A 16,410-nucleotide genomic window follows, 5' to 3' on the forward strand; every position below is an offset into this window, starting at 1 on the left:
TTCGTGCTGGGTTGTGCCGTTGTGGCGAGTGTTTCCGCGTGTGCCGCGCCTTCCGGTGTGACGGCGCCGTCGTCGCCGGTGTCTTCGTCCGCGCCCGTTTCCAGCCCGTCGACCGGGGTGAACCCCGATCCGGCCAAGTACGCGCCGCAGGTCGAGGCGTGGTCGCGGGAGGCGGGCGTCGACGCGCAGCTCGTGCTGGCCGTCCTCTACAACGAGGACTACAAGCCGCACGATCCGCAGCTCGAGCGGTCGTGGCAGCAGCTCAAGCCGGACGCCGCGTTCGGCGTGGCGAACATGCACCGCGCCACGTTCGAGCAGACCCGCCGCGGGCGGCCGTTCGCCGGCCGGGACTGGCAGGAGCTGCCGGATGACCCGGACCTGGCCATCCAGGCCGAGGCCTGGTACCTGCACGACCTGGCCGCCCAGCTGCCCGCGAAGCACGCCGGCGGGTACACGACCGACGAACTGCTGGCCCTGGGCTACAACGCGGGTCCGGGCAACATGAAGGCGTTCGCGCGCGGGACCGCGCCGGGCACGCAGGCGCGGGCCTACCTGGAGAACCTGCGAGCCAACTGGGCCAAGGCCGGCGCCGCGCTCAGGAAGAACTGAGCCCGACGGCGGCGCAGGGCTCAGGACTCGTCGTACCGGGGCACGACGGCGAACACCTCGAGGTCGCTGGGTGCGCCCTTCGCGCGGAAGCGGCGCCGGCGGCGGAGGGTGAAGCGCTCGGTGTCGAGGTTCGCCAGGACGTCGCCCGTGACGAGGACTTCGCCGCCGGCTGCCGCGTCGGCTATCCGGGCCGCGATGTTGACGTCGACGCCGAAGTAGTCGCGGCCTACCTTGCGTGGCCGGCCCGTGTGCAGGCCCGCTCGCAGCTGGGGGCGGTAGCCGCCGAGGTCGATCGCGCTGACCGCGCCGCACGTCTCGTACGCGGCCTCGACCGCGGCTCCCGCGTCGCCGAAGACGGCCATCAAGCCGTCGCCCAGGCCTTTGACCACCCGGCCGCGGTGGCGCGCGATCGTCGCTTCGCTCGCGGTGGACACGGCGCGCAGCAGCTCGAGCGCCCGCGCGTCGCCGACGTCGAGGGCCCAGCTCGAGAAGCCGACCAGATCGGTGAAGACGATCGTCAGCTCGCCGGTGTCGCCGTCGCGGCCCTGGGCGACGGCCTGCCAGACCTGGACCGCCGCGAGCCCGAGCTCACGCACCGCGCTCGGCTGTTCGGCCTTCGCTTCGGCCAGCAGCCGCGCCACCCGGTCCGTCGGGTGGCCCGCGGTCGTCGACAGCGCGTCCCCGAGGTCGTGGTCGCCGGGGATCAGGCGCCGGACGGCGCGGGCGGACCGGACCAGGCCGGGACGCTGGTCGGCGGCGCGCAGCAGGTCGACGAAGCGGGACACCCTCCGCCGGTGGTCGGGCCGGTCGCCGTGGCTGTCGGTCACCAGCCGCATGCTACTGGGCGCTCCGGGGAGCTGCCCCCGGAACGCAACGCGGGTCACGTTCCCGGCAGACTGTCCACAGTGGAGGAACCGGGCGGGAGGTGCCCGACGAGCATCATGAGGGTGTCGGCGATCCGCTCGACCGCCCGGTCCCGCTCCGCCGGCGCAAGGTCCTCGCACCAGGTCGGCGCCTGGGACATCGACGCGTGCAGGCACTGCAGGGCGACGTCGACGTCGGTCACGACGAACTCACCCTCGGCCAGTCCGGCCTCGACCTCCCGCCGGAACAGGGCGTCGTGGCGGCGGCGGAGCTCCTTGATCCGCACCCGCTGCGCGTCCGGCCACTCGCGGGGGACCAGGAACAGCCGCAGCGCCGCCGGGTAGTCGCGGACCGCGATCGTCACGTGCTCGTGGATCAGCGCGCGCAGCCGCCGGGCCGGTGACCCGGTTTCCTTGGCCAGCAACGCTTCCAGTCGTTCGGTCCACTCGCCGCCGAGGGTTTCGATCGCGGCCGTGCCGAGCTCTTCCTTGCCCTTGAAGTAGTGGTAGAGCGAGCCCTTGGTGACGTCCAGCCGCTCGGCGACGTCCTCCAGGCTGACCGCGTCGTAGCCGCGCTCGCCGAACAGGGCGGCGGCGGCCGTCGCGATCTCCTGGATCCGGCGCCCGCGTTTGCGCTGGACGCGCTCGGACGCCTGCTTCGTCGTGGTCTCCACCGAACACAGAGTAGCGAATCTACCGCAGAGTCAAAATTTGACTTCTGATTCAAATTTTGTCACCGTGGTCGAGAACCGCGAAGGAGGCAGACCGTGGGACAGACCTACGAGGACATCCGCTACGAGATCGACGGCCCGGCGGCGGTGATCACGATCGACCGCCCGGAGCGCTACAACGCCTTCCGCGGGCGGACCGTCGAGGAGCTGATCAAGGCCTTCCGGCTGGCCTGGGCCGACGTGAACGTGCAGGCGGTGATCCTCACCGGGGCGGGCCAGAAGGCGTTCTGCACCGGCGGCGACGTCAAGCAGCGTGCCGAGACCGGCGACTACGGGCCGACCGAGAGCGGCATGTTCGAGATCGGCAACCTGCACAAGCTCATCCGCGACATCCCCAAGCCGGTGATCGCCGCCGTCAACGGCGTCGCGATCGGCGGCGGGCACGTCCTGCACGTGCTCTGCGACGTCTCGCTGGCCAGCGAGACCGCCCGGTTCGGGCAGGCCGGGCCCAAGGTCGGCTCGTTCGACGCCGGGTTCGGCTCGGCCTACCTCGCCCGCGTGGTGGGGGAGAAGAAGGCGCGCGAGATCTGGTTCTGGTGCCGGCAGTACAGCGCGGCCGAAGCCGAGCGGATGGGCCTGGTCAACAAGGTCGTCCCGCCGGAGCAGCTCCTCGACGAGGCGAAGCAGTGGGCGCGCGATGTCGCCGAGAAGAGCCCGACGGCGCTGCGGTTCCTCAAGCAGTCGTTCAACGCCGACACCGACCACCAGGCCGGGCTGAGCAACCTCGCGATGTCCGCTTTGGACCTCTTCACGGCCTCGCCCGAGGGCCTCGAAGGTGCGGCCGCGTTCGCCGAAAAGCGCAAGCCGGACTTCGTCAAGCACGTCAACTGGCACTGAGACTCCACCAGCGAGGGGCTTACATGGACTTCCGCTTCGACGAGGACGAAGAGGCCTATCGCCAGGAACTGCGGCGGTTCGCCACGAAGATCCTCGCGCCGCACTACCAAGCCGACGACAAGGCGGCCCGGCTGCGGCCCGAGCTGCCCGGCGAGATGGCCGAAATGGGTCTCACCGGCCTGCGCATCCCCGAGCAGTACGGCGGCCAGGCCGCCAGCGCCGTCGTCGCGGGCATGGCCGCCGAAGAGGTCGGCCGGGCCGACTTCAACGCGTCCTACCTGATCATCCTGTCCGCCCTGATCGGCGACATCCTGGTGCGCAACGCCACCGGGGAGCAGCGCCGGGCCTGGTTGCCGCTGATCGCGTCCGGTGCGGTGCTGCCCGCGCTGTGCGTCACCGAGCCCGAACACGGGACGGACGCCGCGTCGCTGCGGCTGCGCGCCGAACCCGACGGCGACGGCTGGCGGCTCACCGGCGAGAAGACGTCGATCACCCTCGGGATGGCCGCGCACACCGGCCTGGTCCTGGCCCGCACCGGCGGCGACGGCGCCCGCGGCGTGAGCGCGTTCTACGTCGACCTCGACGACCGGTACGTCACCCGCACGGTGTTCGACGACCTCGGCGGCCGCTCGATCGGCCGAGCGTCGCTGCACTTCGACGGGCTCCCGGTCGGCCGGGACCGCCTGGTCGGCGAAGAAGGCGCCGGGTTCGTCTCGGTGATGGAGGGCTTCGACTACTCCCGCGCGATCATCGGCCTCTGCTGCCTCGGCGCCGCCCAGTCCTCTTTGGACGAAGCCGTGCAGTGGTCGCGCGACCGTGAGGCGTTCGGCAAGCCGATCGGGACGTTCCAAGGGGTTTCGTTCCCGCTCGCCGAGTACGCGACGTACCTGCGCGGCGCCCGCCACGTCTGCTACGAGGCGCTGTGGAAGAAAGACCGCGGCCTCGAGCACGGCGCCGAGGCCGCGATGGCCAAGTTCTGGGCGCCGAAGCTCGCCACCGAGGTCATCCACCAGTGCCTGCTGACCTTCGGGCACCTCGCCTACTCCACCGAAAGCCCGATCGGGCAACGGCTGCGTGACGTCATCGGCCTGGAGATCGGCGACGGCACCGCCCAGGTCTCGAAGCTCGTCATCGCCCGCTCGCTGCTCGGCCGCGCGTACGCGCCGTGAAAGGGGAAACCATGGGAAAGCTGGACGGTAAGATCGCCATCGTCACCGGCGCGGGGCAGGGCATCGGCCGCGGCATCGCGGAGAAGCTCGCCGAAGAGGGCGCGACCGTCGTCGTCACCGACGTCAACGAGGTGAGCGCCAAGGAGACGGCCGACGCGCTCGGCGGGGCCTCGACCGGCCTGCGTGCCGACGTCACCGACCGCGATTCGGTGACCGGCATGGTCGAGCAGGTCCGCACCCGCTTCGGCCGGATCGACGTGCTCGTCAACAACGCCGGCTGGGACGTCGCGAGCCCGTTCGTCGACTCCGACCCCGCCGACTGGGACCGCGTCATCGCGATCAACCTCTACGGCGTCCTCAACACCACGAAGGCCGTGCTGCCGGTCATGACCGAGCAGGGCGCGGGCTCGGTCGTCAACGTCGCCTCCGACGCCGGGCGCGTCGGATCGTCCGGAGAGGCCGTGTACTCGGCGGCCAAGGGCGGCGTGATCGCGTTCACCAAGTCGATCGCCCGGGAGATGGCGCGCCACCAGGTGAACGCGAACGCCGTGTGCCCCGGCCCGGCCGACACCGCGCTGTTCGCCTCACTCGGCGGCGACAACCCGAAGCTGCGGGAGGCGCTGACCAAGGCCATCCCGTTCCGGCGGCTGGCCCAGCCGCGCGACCTCGCCAACGTGGTCGCCTTCCTCGCCTCCGACGAGGCGGCCTACGTCACCGGCCAGACCGTCAGCGTCAGCGGCGGCCTCACGATGAGCTGAGGAGCAGCCATGGCCTTCCGCACGATCCTCACCGCCGAGCAGATCGGCTCCTCCACCGCGCAGGGGTACTGGACGGACCGGCTGATCACCGACTTCCTCGACGACGCCGCGGCGAAGACGCCGGACAAGACCGCGTTCGTCGACGCCACCCGCAGCATCACCTACGCCGAGCTGAAACGCCAGGTCGACCGCTGCGCGCTGGGCCTGCTGGAGCTCGGCGTCGGGCCGGACGACGTCGTGTCGTTCCAGCTGCCGAACCGCATCGAATGGATCGTCCTGCACTACGCCGCGACGCGGATCGGCGCGGTCTCCAACCCGCTGATCCCGATCTACCGGGCCCGCGAGCTGCGGTTCATGGTCGGGCTCGCGCGGTCCAAAGTGGTCGTCGTGCCGCGTGAGTTCCGCGGCTTCGACCACGCCGGGCTGATCAAGGAGCTGCGACCGGAATGGCCGTTCGTCGAGCACGTCCTCGTCGTCGGCGAGGACTCCTGGACGGACTTCGTCGAGACGCCCTGGGAGGAGCGCCGCGATCCGGCGTCGCTGGCCGAGCTGCGTCCGGACGCCAACGACGTCACCCTGCTCATCTTCACCTCCGGCACGACCGGCGAGCCGAAGGGCGTGATGCACACGCACAACACGGCGGTCGCGGCCAACGCGCCGCTGCCGGAGCGGCTCGGGATCACCGCGGACAGCGTCATCCACATGGCTTCGACCCTGGCCCACCTCACCGGGTTCCTCTACGGCGCCCGGCTGCCGGTCCAGGTCGGCGCCACCGCGATCCTGCAAGAGGTCTGGGACCCGGCGCGGTTCGTGGAGCTGGTCGCCGAGCACGGCATCACCTACACCTCCGCCGCGACGCCGTTCCTGCACGACACGCTCAACGCGCCGAACCTGGCCGAGCACGACGTCTCGTCCCTGGCCCGGTTCTGCTGCATGGGCGCGCCGATCCCGCGGGCCATCGTGCGCGAAGCCCGCCGGAAACTGCCGGGCACGGTCGTCCTCGGCGGCTGGGGCCAGACCGAGAACGGCCTGGTCACCCTCGGCATCCCGGGCGACCCGGACGACAAGCTCATCGACACCGACGGCTACCCGTGGCCGGGGATGCACATCCGCGTCGTCGACGGCGACGGCCGGGAACGGCCACCGGGGGAGGAGGGCCGGCTGCAGGTGCGCGGGCCGTTCCTGTTCGCCGGGTACGCCGAGCGGCCCGAGCTGACGCGCGAGTCGTTCCACGACGGCTGGTTCGACACCGGCGACCTCGCGCACATCGACACCGAGGGCTACCTCAGCATTTCGGGGCGCACCAAGGACGTCATCATCCGCGGCGGCGAGAACATCCCGGTCGCCTACGTCGAGAACGTCCTGTACGAGCACCCGGACGTCGAGGCGGTCGCCGTCGTCGGCCTGCCCGACCCGCGGCTGCAGGAACGCGCGTGCGCCTGCGTCGTCGCCAAGCGGGAGATCACCTTCGAGGAGATGCGGGAGTTCCTGGCGGAGAAGGGGGTTGCGAAGCAGTACTGGCCGGAACGCCTGGAGATCCTGACCGAGCTGCCGCGCACGGCGAGCGGCAAGATCCAGAAGTTCGTCCTCCGGGAGCGGCTGTGACCGTACTCGTGGAACTCGACGACGGCGTCGCCGTCGTGACGTTGAACCGGCCCGAGGTGCTGAACGCGCTCAACGCCCAGCTGCTGGACGACCTCGAGGACGCGCTCTCGGCGTTGCGCGCGGACCCCGGCGTGGGCGCGGTCGTGCTCACCGGCGCCGGGGACCGCGCGTTCGCCGCGGGCGCCGACATCGGGCAGCTGGAGAAGTACACAGTGGACACCGCGCTGGAGTCGCGGATGCAGCGGCTCTACGACGGGATCGAGGACTTCGAGAAGCCGACGATCGCCGCGGTGAACGGATTCGCGCTCGGCGGTGGCTGCGAGCTCGCGATGGCCTGTGACATCCGGATCGCGTCCCGCACCGCGAAGTTCGGCCTCCCGGAGACCGCGCTCGGCGTGCTCCCGGGCGCCGGTGGCACGCAACGGCTGGCCCGGCTGGCCGGCATCGGGCGCGCCGTCGACCTCGTGCTGACCGGCCGCAGCGTCGACGCGCTCGAAGCGTTCGAGATGGGCCTGGTGACCGGCGTCGTGCTGCCCGAGGAGCTGATGGCTTTCGCTCGCGAGACGGCGGCGCGCATCTTGGCCCGCGGGCCGCTGGCCGTCCGGCTGGCCAAGCTCGTCATCCGCAGCGGCATGGACGCCGACCGCCGCACCGGCCTGGTCGTCGAACGGCTGGCCCAGGCGGTGCTCTACACGACCGACGACAAACACGAAGGGGCCGCGGCCTTCCTGGCCAAGCGGCCGGCCCGGTTCACCGGGACCTGAGCGGAGGCGGACGATGGACCTGACCCTCACCGAAGCGCAACGCGACTTCCAGCAGGTCGCCCGGGCGTTCCTCGACAAGGAGGTCGTGCCGTACCGGGCGGAGTGGGACCGGGCCGAGTCGGTCGACCTCGCCGTCGTGCCGAAGCTCGGCGAACTGGGCTTCTTCGGCCTGACCATCCCCGAGGAGTACGGCGGCCTCGGCGGCGACTACGTCACCTACTGCCTCGGCATGGAGGAGCTGGGCCGGGCCGACTCGTCGGTGCGCGGCATCGTGTCGGTGTCGATGGGCCTGGTCGGCAAGGTGATCCTCTCGCACGGCACCGAAGCCCAGAAACAGCGGTGGCTGCCCGGGATCGCGGCCGGGACCACCCTGGGCTGCTTCGGGCTGACCGAGCCGGACACCGGATCCGACGCCGGGAACCTGCGGACGAAGGCCGGGCGCCGCGGCGACGAGTACGTCCTCAACGGACAGAAGATGTTCATCACCAACGGCACCTGGGCCGACTTCTGCCTGGTCTTCGCCCGCACCGGCGGCGACGGGCCGAAGGGCGTGTCGGCGTTCCTCGTCCCGACGTCGACGCCCGGGTTCGAAGCCCGCGAGATCAAGGGCAAGCTCGGCCTGCGCGGCCAGGCCACGGCGGAACTCTTCCTGACCGACGTCGTCGTCCCGGCCTCAGCCAGGCTTGGCGCCGAGGGGGAGGGCTTCACGATCGCGATGCACTCGCTGGACAAGGGCCGCGTGTCGGTCGCCGCCGGGTGCGTCGGGATCGCTCAGGGCTGCCTGGAGTCCATGGTGGACTACGCCCGCGAACGGCGGCAGTTCGGCCGCCCGCTCGCGTCGTTCCAGCTGGTGCAGGACCTGATCGCGGAGACGTCGGTGGAGGTCGACGCCGCCCGCCTGCTCGCCTGGCGCGCGGCCGACCTGATCGAACGCGGCGAACCGTTCGGCGTCGCCGCGTCGAAGGCGAAGTACTACGCGAGCGAGGCGGCGGTGCGCGCGGCCAACCGCGCGGTCCAGGTGTTCGGCGGCTACGGCTACATCGACGAGTACCCGGCCCAGAAGTACCTGCGCGACGCCCGCGTGATGACCCTGTACGAGGGCACCAGCCAGATCCAGAAGCTGCTCGTCGGCCGCGCCGAAACCGGCGTCAGCGCCTTCCTGTAGAGAGGAAAACCCGTGGCCACCACCCCGTTGGGCCTGTTCGGCACCGAGACCCTGATCGACGCGGACGACCGCGCGATCCGTGACACCGTCGCGCAGTTCACCGCCGACCGCGTCCGCCCGCACCTCGCCGAGTGGTACGAATCCGCGTCGATCCCCGCCCGCGAACTGGCCCGGGAGCTGGGCAAGCTCGGCGTCCTGGGAATGCACCTCGACGGCTACGGCTGCGCCGGCACCAGCGCGACCGCGTACGGCCTGGCCTGCCTCGAACTCGAAGCCGCTGACTCGGGCCTGCGCAGCCTGGTGTCCGTGCAGGGCTCCTTGGCCATGTTCGCGATCTGGAAGCACGGCAGCGAAGACCAGAAGCAGGAATGGCTCCCGCGGATGGCGGCGGGCGAGACGATCGGCTGCTTCGGCCTTACCGAACCGGACTTCGGCTCCGACCCGGCCGGCATGCGCACCCGCGCCCGCCGCGACGGCGGCGACTGGGTCCTCGACGGCACCAAGATGTGGATCACCAACGGTTCCGTCGCCGACGTCGCCGTCGTCTGGGCTCGCACCGAAGACGGGATCCGCGGCTTCGTCGTCCCCGCGGACACCCCCGGCTTCTCGGCCCCCGAAATCAAGAACAAGCTGTCGCTGCGGGCATCGGTGACCAGTGAACTCGTGCTGGAGGGCGTCCGGCTGCCCGCGTCCGCCGAGCTTCCCGGCGCGCACGGCCTTTCGGGGCCGTTGTCGTGCCTGAACGAGGCCCGCTACGGCATCGTGTTCGGCGCTCTCGGTGCGGCCCGCGACTGCCTGGAGACGGCGATCGACTACACCCGCCACCGCACGATCGGCGGCAAGCCCCTGGCCGCCTACCAGGCGACGCAGCTGAAACTCGCGGACATGACCCTGGAGCTGGGCAAGGGCATACTGCTCGCCCTGCACCTCGGCCGTCTCAAGGACGCCGGAACGCTGACGCCGGACCAGGTCAGCCTGGGCAAGCTCAACAACGTCCGGGAAGCCCTCGCCATCGCGCGTGAATGCCGGACGCTGCTGGGCGCCAACGGCATCACGCTCGAATACCCGGTGCTGCGGCACTCCGGGAACCTCGAGTCCGTGCTGACCTACGAAGGGACGTCGGAAGTGCACCAGCTGATCATCGGGCGGGCGCTGACCGGCGAGTCCGCGTTCCGCTGATCACCCTTGGCCGTACAGCTTCGCGTGTTCGGCGCGCAGCTTGTACTTGAGGATCTTGCCGCCGACCGTCTCCGGGAGCGCGTCGGCGAACACGATCGCCTTCGGGGTCTCGTAGCCCGCGAGGTGCTCGCGGCAGAACGCGATCAGGTCGTCCGGGTCCGGCTCGGCGTCCGGCCGGGGCACGACGACCGCCGTGACCGCTTCGCCCCAGTGTTCGTGCGCGAGGCCGATCACCGCCGCTCGCAGGACCGCCGGGTGCTGGTGGAGCACCGCTTCGACGCGCATGCTCGACACGTTCTCGCCGCCCGTTTTCACGATGTCCTTGTAGCGGTCGACCATCACGCGCAGGCCGTCCTCGTCGACGACCGCCGAGTCGCCTGAGTGGAACCAGCCGTCTCGGAACGCTTCGCGCGTCGCCGCCTCGTCGCGGTAGTAGCCCGCCGCCATCACCGGGGAGCGGTAGACCGCCTCGCCGGGGCGGCCGCGGACCGGCTCGCCGAGCTCGTCGACGACGTCGGAGGCGAGCAGGCCGCTCGGCACGCCGACGTAGTTCATCGCCGGGGCCGTGCGGGCGTGCACCTCCGGCCACGCGCTCGGCCAGAACCGGTGGCACGCGATGGCTTCCGTCTGGCCGAAGATCCCGACGGCGACGAACCCGGGCGCCGTCCGGGCTTCGAGCCGGCGAAGAAGCTCGGGGGAGAGCGCACCCCAGCCGTAGACGAGCGTGGTCAAGGACGTCAGGTCCAGCTCGGGGTGGGCGTCGACCTCGTCGGCCAGCGCGGCCGTGAACTGCGGCGAGCCCGCCCACACCGCGGTCGCGCCGGACCGGGCGAGTGCCCCGGCGACCGGGCCCGGTGCCGGGCGGCGGCCGAGGACGAGCGTGCCGCCCGCGAAGAACGTCGAGTACGTGAACAGCGCGTCACCGACGTGGTAGATCATCGGCAGGAACGTGCAGACCCGCAGGTCGGCCTCGTGGCGCAGGCCGCGGGTGAGCGACAGGGCGAAGTTCAGCCCGGCCAGGTGCGCGTAGCTGTGCGAGAGCATCACGCCCTTCGGCAGCGCGGTGGTGCCCGAGGTGAACAGCAGCTGGAAGATGTCGTCGCCGTGGATTGCGACGTCGGGTTCGGTGGCCGGGTACCGGTCGAGCAGCTCGCCGAACGCCGGGCTGCCGGCCACCGGACCGCCGCCGATCGTGATCGTGGCGCCGACCCGCACGGCCACGACGCCGTCGAGCCGCGGCCACAGCTCGGCGTCGACGATCGCCAGCCGCGGCGCCGTCAGCTCGACGAGGTGGGCCACAACGTCGGGCGCGAGGCCGGGGTTCAGCGGCACGGCCACCATGCCCGCCTTGGCGATCCCGATCTTCGCCAGGAACGCTTCGACGCTGTTCTCGCAGAACAGCAGCACGCGGTCGCCCGGCACGAGCCCTTCGGCGAGCAACGCCTGCGCCAGCCGGTTCGCGGCTTCGTCGGCCTGCCGGTAGGTGACGGCGGCGAACCGCGGTTCACCGTGGGCGTCCTCGGCCGCGGCGATGGCGACCTGGTCGGGACGGCTCCACGTGAGGCGTTCGAAGACGTCGCCGACCGACGTCCGCTCCCAGCGCCGCACGGCCCGCCGGCCGCGCAGGGTGTCCACGTCGATGTCGGGTTCGGTCGCGGTCATGCCGAGGCTCCTTCGCCGTCGCTGCCGCCGTCAGCATGCCGTGACCGCGGTCACCTAGGCAAGAAGAAAGTTATTGGCCATTCACTGACGGGGTCACGCCCAGACAGGCATGCGCCATCTGCTCCAGCAGTTCGGCGAGCCGTTCCGGGGCCAGGCCGCTGCGGAAGAACAATGTGGACTGCACGGCGCCGATCGCGGCGTGCACGGCCAGCCGCAGCTCGCCGTCGGCCAGGTCGGGGCGCAGCGGGGCGAGCACGTGGACCCAGTCCTCTAGGTAGTGCCGCTGCAGCCGGCGCAGCCGCCGCCGGTCGTCCTCGGGCAGGTTGTGGATCTCCCGGTGGTAGACCGCCAGCACCGTGCGGTCCTCGATCGCGACGCGGACGTGGTCGCCGATCAGGCCGGACAGCGCGGCGTGGTCGTCCGGGGCGGCGGCGAGGATGCCCGCCGCGCCCTCCTGCAGGCGGGTCATCACGCGGTCGAGCAGCGCGACCAGGATCGCGTCCTTGTTCTCGAAGTGCCGGTAGACGCCCGAGCCAACGATGCCAGCTTCCGCGCCGATGTCGGCCATGCCGATCGAGTGGAACCCGCGCCGCGCGGTGAGGTCGGCGGCGGCGGTCAGGATCCGCTCGCGCCGGCCGGGGTCGCGGCGGCGGCGGCCGGTCGTGGGGGGCGTCGTCATCTTGTCATCATCGCAGCCGGACGCTACGGTGCGCTATTAGTGAATCAAAAATCACTAAGGAGCGTCGGCGTGGACGTGCTCGAAAGCGACGAGGCCCGGGATCTGCGGGCCGCGGTGGGTGCGGTCGCCGCGCCGTTCGGCGGCCGGTACTACGTCGAGCACGCCCGGGACGGCCGCGAGTGCACCGAGCTCTGGCACGCCCTCGGCGACGCCGGCTTCATCGGCGTGAACATCCCCGAGGAGTACGGCGGGGGTGGCGCCGGCCTGGCGGAGCTGACGATCGTCTGCGAGGAAATCGCCGCGAACGGCGCGCCGCTGCTGCTGTTGCTCGTCACGGAGGCGATCTCGGCCGAGGTGATCAGCGAGTTCGGCAGCCCGGAGCAGCGCGAGGAATGGCTGCCCGGCCTGGCGAGCGGCCGTGCCAAGGTCGTCTTCGCGATCACCGAACCGGAAGCCGGGTCCAACACCCACAAGCTCGCCACGACCGCCCGGCGCGACGGCGACGACTGGGTGGTCGACGGCGAGAAGTACTACATCTCCGGCGTCGACACCGCCGACGCGCTGCTGCTGGTGGCCCGCACCGGCCGCGGCGACGACGGCTCGGCGCGGCTCTCGCTGTTCCTCGTCCCGACCGGCGCCCCCGGCCTCACGGTGACCCCGCTGCCGGTGGACGTCATGCTGCCGGAAAAGCAGTTCACGCTGCACTTCGACGGCGTCCGGCTGCCGGCCGCCGCGCTCGTGGGCGACGAAGGCGACGGTTTCCGGCAGGTCTTCCACGGCCTCAACCCGGAACGCATCACCGGCGCGGCGCTGTGCGTCGGCATCGCCCGCTACGCCCTGGACGTCGCCGCCCGCTACGCGCGTGACCGGCGGGTGTGGGACCGGCCGATCGGCGCCCACCAGGGTGTCGCGCACGCGCTGGCCAAGGCGAAGATCGAGACCGAGCTGGCCGCGCTGATGACCCACCGCGCGGCCGCGCTGCACGACCGGGGGCTCCCGGCGGGCGAGGCGTCGAACATGGCGAAGTACGCCGCCGCGGAGGCGGCGCTGGCCGCGCTCGACGCGGCGATCCAGACCCACGGCGGCAACGGCGTGTCCGCCGAGTTCGGCCTCCTGCCGTACTGGGGGCTGGCCCGGCTGCTGCGGATCGCCCCGGTGAACCGCGAAATGATCCTCAACTTCGTGGCCCAGCACAGCCTCGGGCTGCCCCGGTCCTACTAGGAGGACTGATGACGGATCCCTACAACCTCGTCCACCGGGTCAACGTCGGGGACGCGCTGACCCGCGTCGCGTTCGCCCGGCCCGAGCAGCTCGCGATCGTCGACGGCGAGCGCCGCTGGACCTACGGCGAGTTCGACGCCTGGGTGAACCGCCTCGCCCACGGCCTGCTCGACCGCGGCTACGCCACCGGCGACGTCCTCGCCCTCGCCTCGGCCAACAGCGCGGAATTCCTTGCCGTGTACTACGCCTGCGCGAAGGTCGGCGTGGTCTGCGTGCCCGTCAACCTCGGCTGGCGCGCCGACGAAGTCGCCTACGTCCTCGACCACTCGCGGGCCCGCGGGATCGTGGTGGAGAGCCAGCTCGTCGACGTGACCGCCCCGGCCGTTCCGGCGGGCGTCGAGGTGATCGTCGCACCCGGCACCGGTGACGTGCCCCCGGACCGGACTTCGCTCGACGACGTCCTGAGCGCCGACAGCACGACGCCGGAAGTCGTCGTCGCCGACCGCGCGCCACTGTCCTATCTGTACACTTCGGGGACGACTTCGGCGCCGAAGGGCGTCGTCGGCACGCACCTGGCGATCCACCTCGAGTCGATGTCGGCCGCGCTGGACTCGGGCTGGCACGCCGGCGACCGGTTCATCGCGATGATGCCGATGTTCCACACCGCGCAGCTGAACGCCTTCTGCACGCCCGCGATCGTCGTCGGCGCGACGATCTTCGTGCACCGCGGCTTCGATCCGGCCCGCTTCCTCGACACGATCGAACGCGAGCGCATCACGCAGGTCTTCGGGCTCCCGATGATGTACCGCGCGGCGCTCGACCACGCGTCCTTCGCCGAGCGCGACCTTTCGTCGCTGCGCCGCGCGGTCTACGCGATGGCCCCGATGCCCGAGGCGCAGATCAAGGCGTGCCTCGACGGTTTCGGCTGCGACTTCGCGTTGTTGTTCGGGCAGACGGAGATGAGCCCGATCACGACGTTGTTCCGGCCCGAGCACCAGCTTTCGCACGTCGGTGCGGTCGGAACGCCGCTCACCGGCGTCCAGGTCGGGATCATGGACCCCGACGGGAAGCTGCTGCCGCGCGGTGACCAGGGCGAGATCGTCTACCGGGCGCCGTCGGCGATGCAGGAGTACCTGCACAACCCCGAAGCGACCGCCGAAGCCTTCCGGCACGGGTGGTTCCACTCCGGCGACGTCGGCCGGTTCGGCCCGGACGGCGTGCTGTGGTTCGCCGACCGCTCCAAGGACGTCATCAAGACCGGTGGCGAGAACGTCGCGTCGATCGAGGTCGAGCGGGCCGTCTACGACACCGAACCGGACGTCGCCGAGGTCGTGGTCGTCGGGCTGCCGCACGAGCGGTGGAGCGAAGCCATCACGGCGGTCGTGGTGCCCAAGCCCGGCACCGCCATCGACGCCGAGGACCTGCGCACGCGGCTCAAGGACCGGCTCGACGGCTACAAGGTGCCCAAGGCCGTCATCGTCGTCGACGAGCTGCCGCGCACGTCCACCGGGAAGATCCGGAAGAACGTCGTCCGCGAGCGGCACGCGGGCCACTACGGGGGAACCGCATGACGGTGCTGAAGTCACAGCTGGACGTCTCCGCCGAGGCGTACGCGGCCAACCGCAGGACGCAGCTGGAGCTGCTGGCGAGACTGGAAGAACAGCTGGATCTCGCCGTCGCGGGCGGCGGGGAACGGTACGTCCGGCGCCACCGGGACCGCGGGAAGCTGCCGGTGCGGGAACGGATCGAGCTGCTGCTGGACCCGGACAGCCCGTTCCTGGAGCTGTCCGCGCTCGCCGCGTGGGGCACCGACTTCACCGTCGGCGCCTCGGTCGTCACCGGCATCGGCGTGGTGTCCGATGTGGAGTGCGTGGTCATCGGCCACGACCCGACGGTGCGCGGCGGGGCGATGAACCCGTACTCGCTGCGGAAGACGTTGCGGGCGCTGGAGATCGCCCGCGTCAACCGGCTGCCGGTGGTCAACCTCGTCGAGTCGGGCGGGGCGGACCTGCCGACCCAGGCGGACCTGTTCGTGCCCGCCGGGCGGATCTTCCACGAGCTGACCGAGTTGTCGTCACTCGGCATCCCGACGCTGGCCATCGTGTTCGGCAACTCGACCGCGGGCGGCGCGTACGTGCCCGGCATGTGCGACTACGCGGTGCTGGTCGACCGCCAGGCCAAGGTGTTCCTCGGCGGGCCGCCGCTGGTCAAGATGGCCACCGGCGAGGAGGCCGACGACGAGTCGCTCGGCGGCGCCGAGATGCACTCCCGGGTGTCCGGGCTCTCCGACTACTTCGCGGTCGACGAGCGGGACGCGATCCGGCTCGGCCGCCGCGTGCTGGCGCGGATCAACTGGCGCAAGCTCGGCCCCGCGCCCAGCCGGACGCCGGAACCGCCGAAGTACGACCCCGAGGAGATCCTCGGGATCGTGCCGCCCGACCCGAAGGTCCCGTTCGACCCGCGCGAAATCCTCGCCCGGACCGTCGACGGCTCGGACTTCGACGAGTACAAGCCGCTCTACGGCACGTCGCTCGTCACCGGCTGGGCGAGCATCCACGGCTATCCCGTCGGGGTGCTGGCCAACCACCGCGGCGTGCTCTTCAGCGAAGAAGCCAAGAAGGCCAGCGAGTTCATCCTGCTCGCCAACCAGACCGACGTCCCGCTGGTCTTCCTGCAGAACACGACCGGCTACATGGTCGGCACGCAGTACGAGCAGGGCGGCATCATCAAGGACGGCGCCAAGATGATCAACGCCGTCACCAACAGCACGGTCCCGCACCTGACGGTCAACCTGGCGTCCTCGTTCGGCGCCGGCAACTACGGCATGTCCGGGCGCGCCTACGACCCGCGGCTGATGTTCGCCTGGCCGGGCGCGAAGCTCGCGGTGATGGGGGCGACCCAGCTCGCCGGCGTGCTGTCGATCGTCGGCCGCGCTTCGGCCGCGTCGCAGGGGAAGCCGTTCGACGAAGACGCCGACCGGGCCCGCACGGCGGCGATCGAAGCCCAGATCGACACGGAGTCCCACGCCTTCGCCGTCACCGCCCGGCTCTACGACGACGGCATCGTCGACCCGCGCGACACCCGGGACGTGCTCGGGATGTCGTTGTCCGCCGTCCACTCGAACCGCGTCGAAGGCCGCCGCGGCTTCGGCGTCTTCCGGATGTGAGC

At 71.3% G+C, this 16,410-nt stretch carries 15 protein-coding genes; 11 read left to right on the forward strand and 4 right to left on the reverse strand.

Annotation, left to right across the window (positions count from 1 at the left end):
• Window positions 1-57 precede the first annotated feature (57 nt).
• A complete protein-coding gene (locus ACYVLJ_RS19765; protein ID WP_460439725.1) occupies window positions 58-609 on the forward strand; it encodes a transglycosylase SLT domain-containing protein in 552 nt (183 codons plus the stop codon).
• 20 nt (window positions 610-629) lie between these two features.
• On the opposite strand, the gene ACYVLJ_RS19770 is transcribed toward ACYVLJ_RS19765, so the two are convergent.
• Both ACYVLJ_RS19770 and ACYVLJ_RS19775 read right to left on the reverse strand, forming a co-directional pair.
• Window positions 630-1,436, reverse strand: coding sequence for an adenylate/guanylate cyclase domain-containing protein (locus ACYVLJ_RS19770; RefSeq protein WP_460439726.1), 807 nt, complete (start codon window positions 1,434-1,436; stop codon window positions 630-632).
• A gap of 53 nt (window positions 1,437-1,489) precedes the next feature.
• A complete protein-coding gene (locus tag ACYVLJ_RS19775; protein ID WP_460439727.1) occupies window positions 1,490-2,146 on the reverse strand; it encodes a TetR/AcrR family transcriptional regulator in 657 nt (218 codons plus the stop codon).
• Window positions 2,147-2,239: 93 nt separating this feature from the next.
• Here ACYVLJ_RS19775 and ACYVLJ_RS19780 point away from each other — a divergent pair, with 93 nt between their 5' ends.
• From ACYVLJ_RS19780 to ACYVLJ_RS19810, 7 genes are read left to right on the forward strand one after another with little or no spacing between them, the layout of a single operon-like run.
• The gene (locus ACYVLJ_RS19780) at window positions 2,240-3,040 is read left to right on the forward strand and encodes an enoyl-CoA hydratase-related protein (RefSeq protein ID WP_451985449.1); all 801 of its coding nucleotides are present in this window, start codon (window positions 2,240-2,242) and stop codon (window positions 3,038-3,040) included.
• Window positions 3,041-3,063: 23 nt separating this feature from the next.
• The gene (locus ACYVLJ_RS19785) at window positions 3,064-4,209 is read left to right on the forward strand and encodes an acyl-CoA dehydrogenase family protein (protein ID WP_460439728.1); all 1,146 of its coding nucleotides are present in this window, start codon (window positions 3,064-3,066) and stop codon (window positions 4,207-4,209) included.
• Window positions 4,210-4,220: 11 nt separating this feature from the next.
• Entirely contained in the window at window positions 4,221-4,967 is a 747-nt protein-coding gene (locus ACYVLJ_RS19790; protein WP_460439729.1) for an SDR family NAD(P)-dependent oxidoreductase, read from the forward strand.
• Between the two features lie 9 nt (window positions 4,968-4,976).
• Window positions 4,977-6,572: a cyclohexanecarboxylate-CoA ligase gene (locus ACYVLJ_RS19795; RefSeq protein ID WP_460439730.1), complete on the forward strand. Its 1,596-nt coding sequence runs from the start codon at window positions 4,977-4,979 to the stop codon at window positions 6,570-6,572.
• Complete coding sequence (locus ACYVLJ_RS19800; protein WP_460439731.1) at window positions 6,569-7,336, forward strand: enoyl-CoA hydratase/isomerase family protein; 768 nt, start codon at window positions 6,569-6,571, stop codon at window positions 7,334-7,336. Before ACYVLJ_RS19795 ends, ACYVLJ_RS19800 begins: the two co-directional genes overlap by 4 nt.
• A 13-nt stretch (window positions 7,337-7,349) precedes the next feature.
• The gene (locus tag ACYVLJ_RS19805) at window positions 7,350-8,501 is read left to right on the forward strand and encodes an acyl-CoA dehydrogenase family protein (protein WP_460439732.1); all 1,152 of its coding nucleotides are present in this window, start codon (window positions 7,350-7,352) and stop codon (window positions 8,499-8,501) included.
• 12 nt (window positions 8,502-8,513) lie between these two features.
• The gene (locus tag ACYVLJ_RS19810) at window positions 8,514-9,680 is read left to right on the forward strand and encodes an acyl-CoA dehydrogenase family protein (RefSeq protein ID WP_460439733.1); all 1,167 of its coding nucleotides are present in this window, start codon (window positions 8,514-8,516) and stop codon (window positions 9,678-9,680) included.
• Here the strand turns inward: ACYVLJ_RS19810 and ACYVLJ_RS19815 are convergent, their stop codons facing one another.
• Complete coding sequence (locus ACYVLJ_RS19815) at window positions 9,681-11,342, reverse strand: AMP-binding protein (protein WP_460439734.1); 1,662 nt, start codon at window positions 11,340-11,342, stop codon at window positions 9,681-9,683.
• Window positions 11,343-11,412: 70 nt separating this feature from the next.
• Window positions 11,413-12,021, reverse strand: a complete 609-nt coding sequence (locus ACYVLJ_RS19820; protein WP_460439735.1) for a TetR/AcrR family transcriptional regulator — start codon at window positions 12,019-12,021, stop codon at window positions 11,413-11,415.
• A 69-nt stretch (window positions 12,022-12,090) separates the two neighbouring features.
• Here ACYVLJ_RS19820 and ACYVLJ_RS19825 point away from each other — a divergent pair, with 69 nt between their 5' ends.
• Genes ACYVLJ_RS19825 through ACYVLJ_RS19835 form a run of 3 tightly spaced genes read left to right on the forward strand, consistent with a single transcriptional unit; the run spans window position 12,091 to window position 16,408 of the window.
• A complete protein-coding gene (locus ACYVLJ_RS19825) occupies window positions 12,091-13,242 on the forward strand; it encodes an acyl-CoA dehydrogenase family protein (protein ID WP_460439736.1) in 1,152 nt (383 codons plus the stop codon).
• Between the two features lie 8 nt (window positions 13,243-13,250).
• Window positions 13,251-14,813: an AMP-binding protein gene (locus ACYVLJ_RS19830; RefSeq protein WP_460439737.1), complete on the forward strand. Its 1,563-nt coding sequence runs from the start codon at window positions 13,251-13,253 to the stop codon at window positions 14,811-14,813.
• Window positions 14,810-16,408: an acyl-CoA carboxylase subunit beta gene (locus tag ACYVLJ_RS19835; RefSeq protein WP_451985427.1), complete on the forward strand. Its 1,599-nt coding sequence runs from the start codon at window positions 14,810-14,812 to the stop codon at window positions 16,406-16,408. The genes ACYVLJ_RS19830 and ACYVLJ_RS19835 overlap by 4 nt, the downstream gene beginning before the upstream one ends.
• The last annotated feature ends 2 nt before the right edge of the window (window positions 16,409-16,410 follow it).

The organism is Amycolatopsis stemonae (genome assembly GCF_054781455.1).

Excerpts from the sequence above, each read along its gene's own strand:
- ACYVLJ_RS19785 (WP_460439728.1), top strand. The coding sequence starts at position 3,064 with ATGGACTTCCGCTTCGACGAGGACGAAGAGGCCTATCGCCAGGAACTG.
- ACYVLJ_RS19790 (WP_460439729.1), top strand. The coding sequence starts at position 4,221 with ATGGGAAAGCTGGACGGTAAGATCGCCATCGTCACCGGCGCGGGGCAG.
- ACYVLJ_RS19795 (WP_460439730.1), top strand. The coding sequence starts at position 4,977 with ATGGCCTTCCGCACGATCCTCACCGCCGAGCAGATCGGCTCCTCCACC.
- ACYVLJ_RS19805 (WP_460439732.1), top strand. The coding sequence starts at position 7,350 with ATGGACCTGACCCTCACCGAAGCGCAACGCGACTTCCAGCAGGTCGCC.
- ACYVLJ_RS19815 (WP_460439734.1), bottom strand. The coding sequence starts at position 11,342 with ATGACCGCGACCGAACCCGACATCGACGTGGACACCCTGCGCGGCCGG.
- ACYVLJ_RS19820 (WP_460439735.1), bottom strand. The coding sequence starts at position 12,021 with ATGACGACGCCCCCCACGACCGGCCGCCGCCGCCGCGACCCCGGCCGG.
- ACYVLJ_RS19830 (WP_460439737.1), top strand. The coding sequence starts at position 13,251 with ATGACGGATCCCTACAACCTCGTCCACCGGGTCAACGTCGGGGACGCG.
- ACYVLJ_RS19835 (WP_451985427.1), top strand. The coding sequence starts at position 14,810 with ATGACGGTGCTGAAGTCACAGCTGGACGTCTCCGCCGAGGCGTACGCG.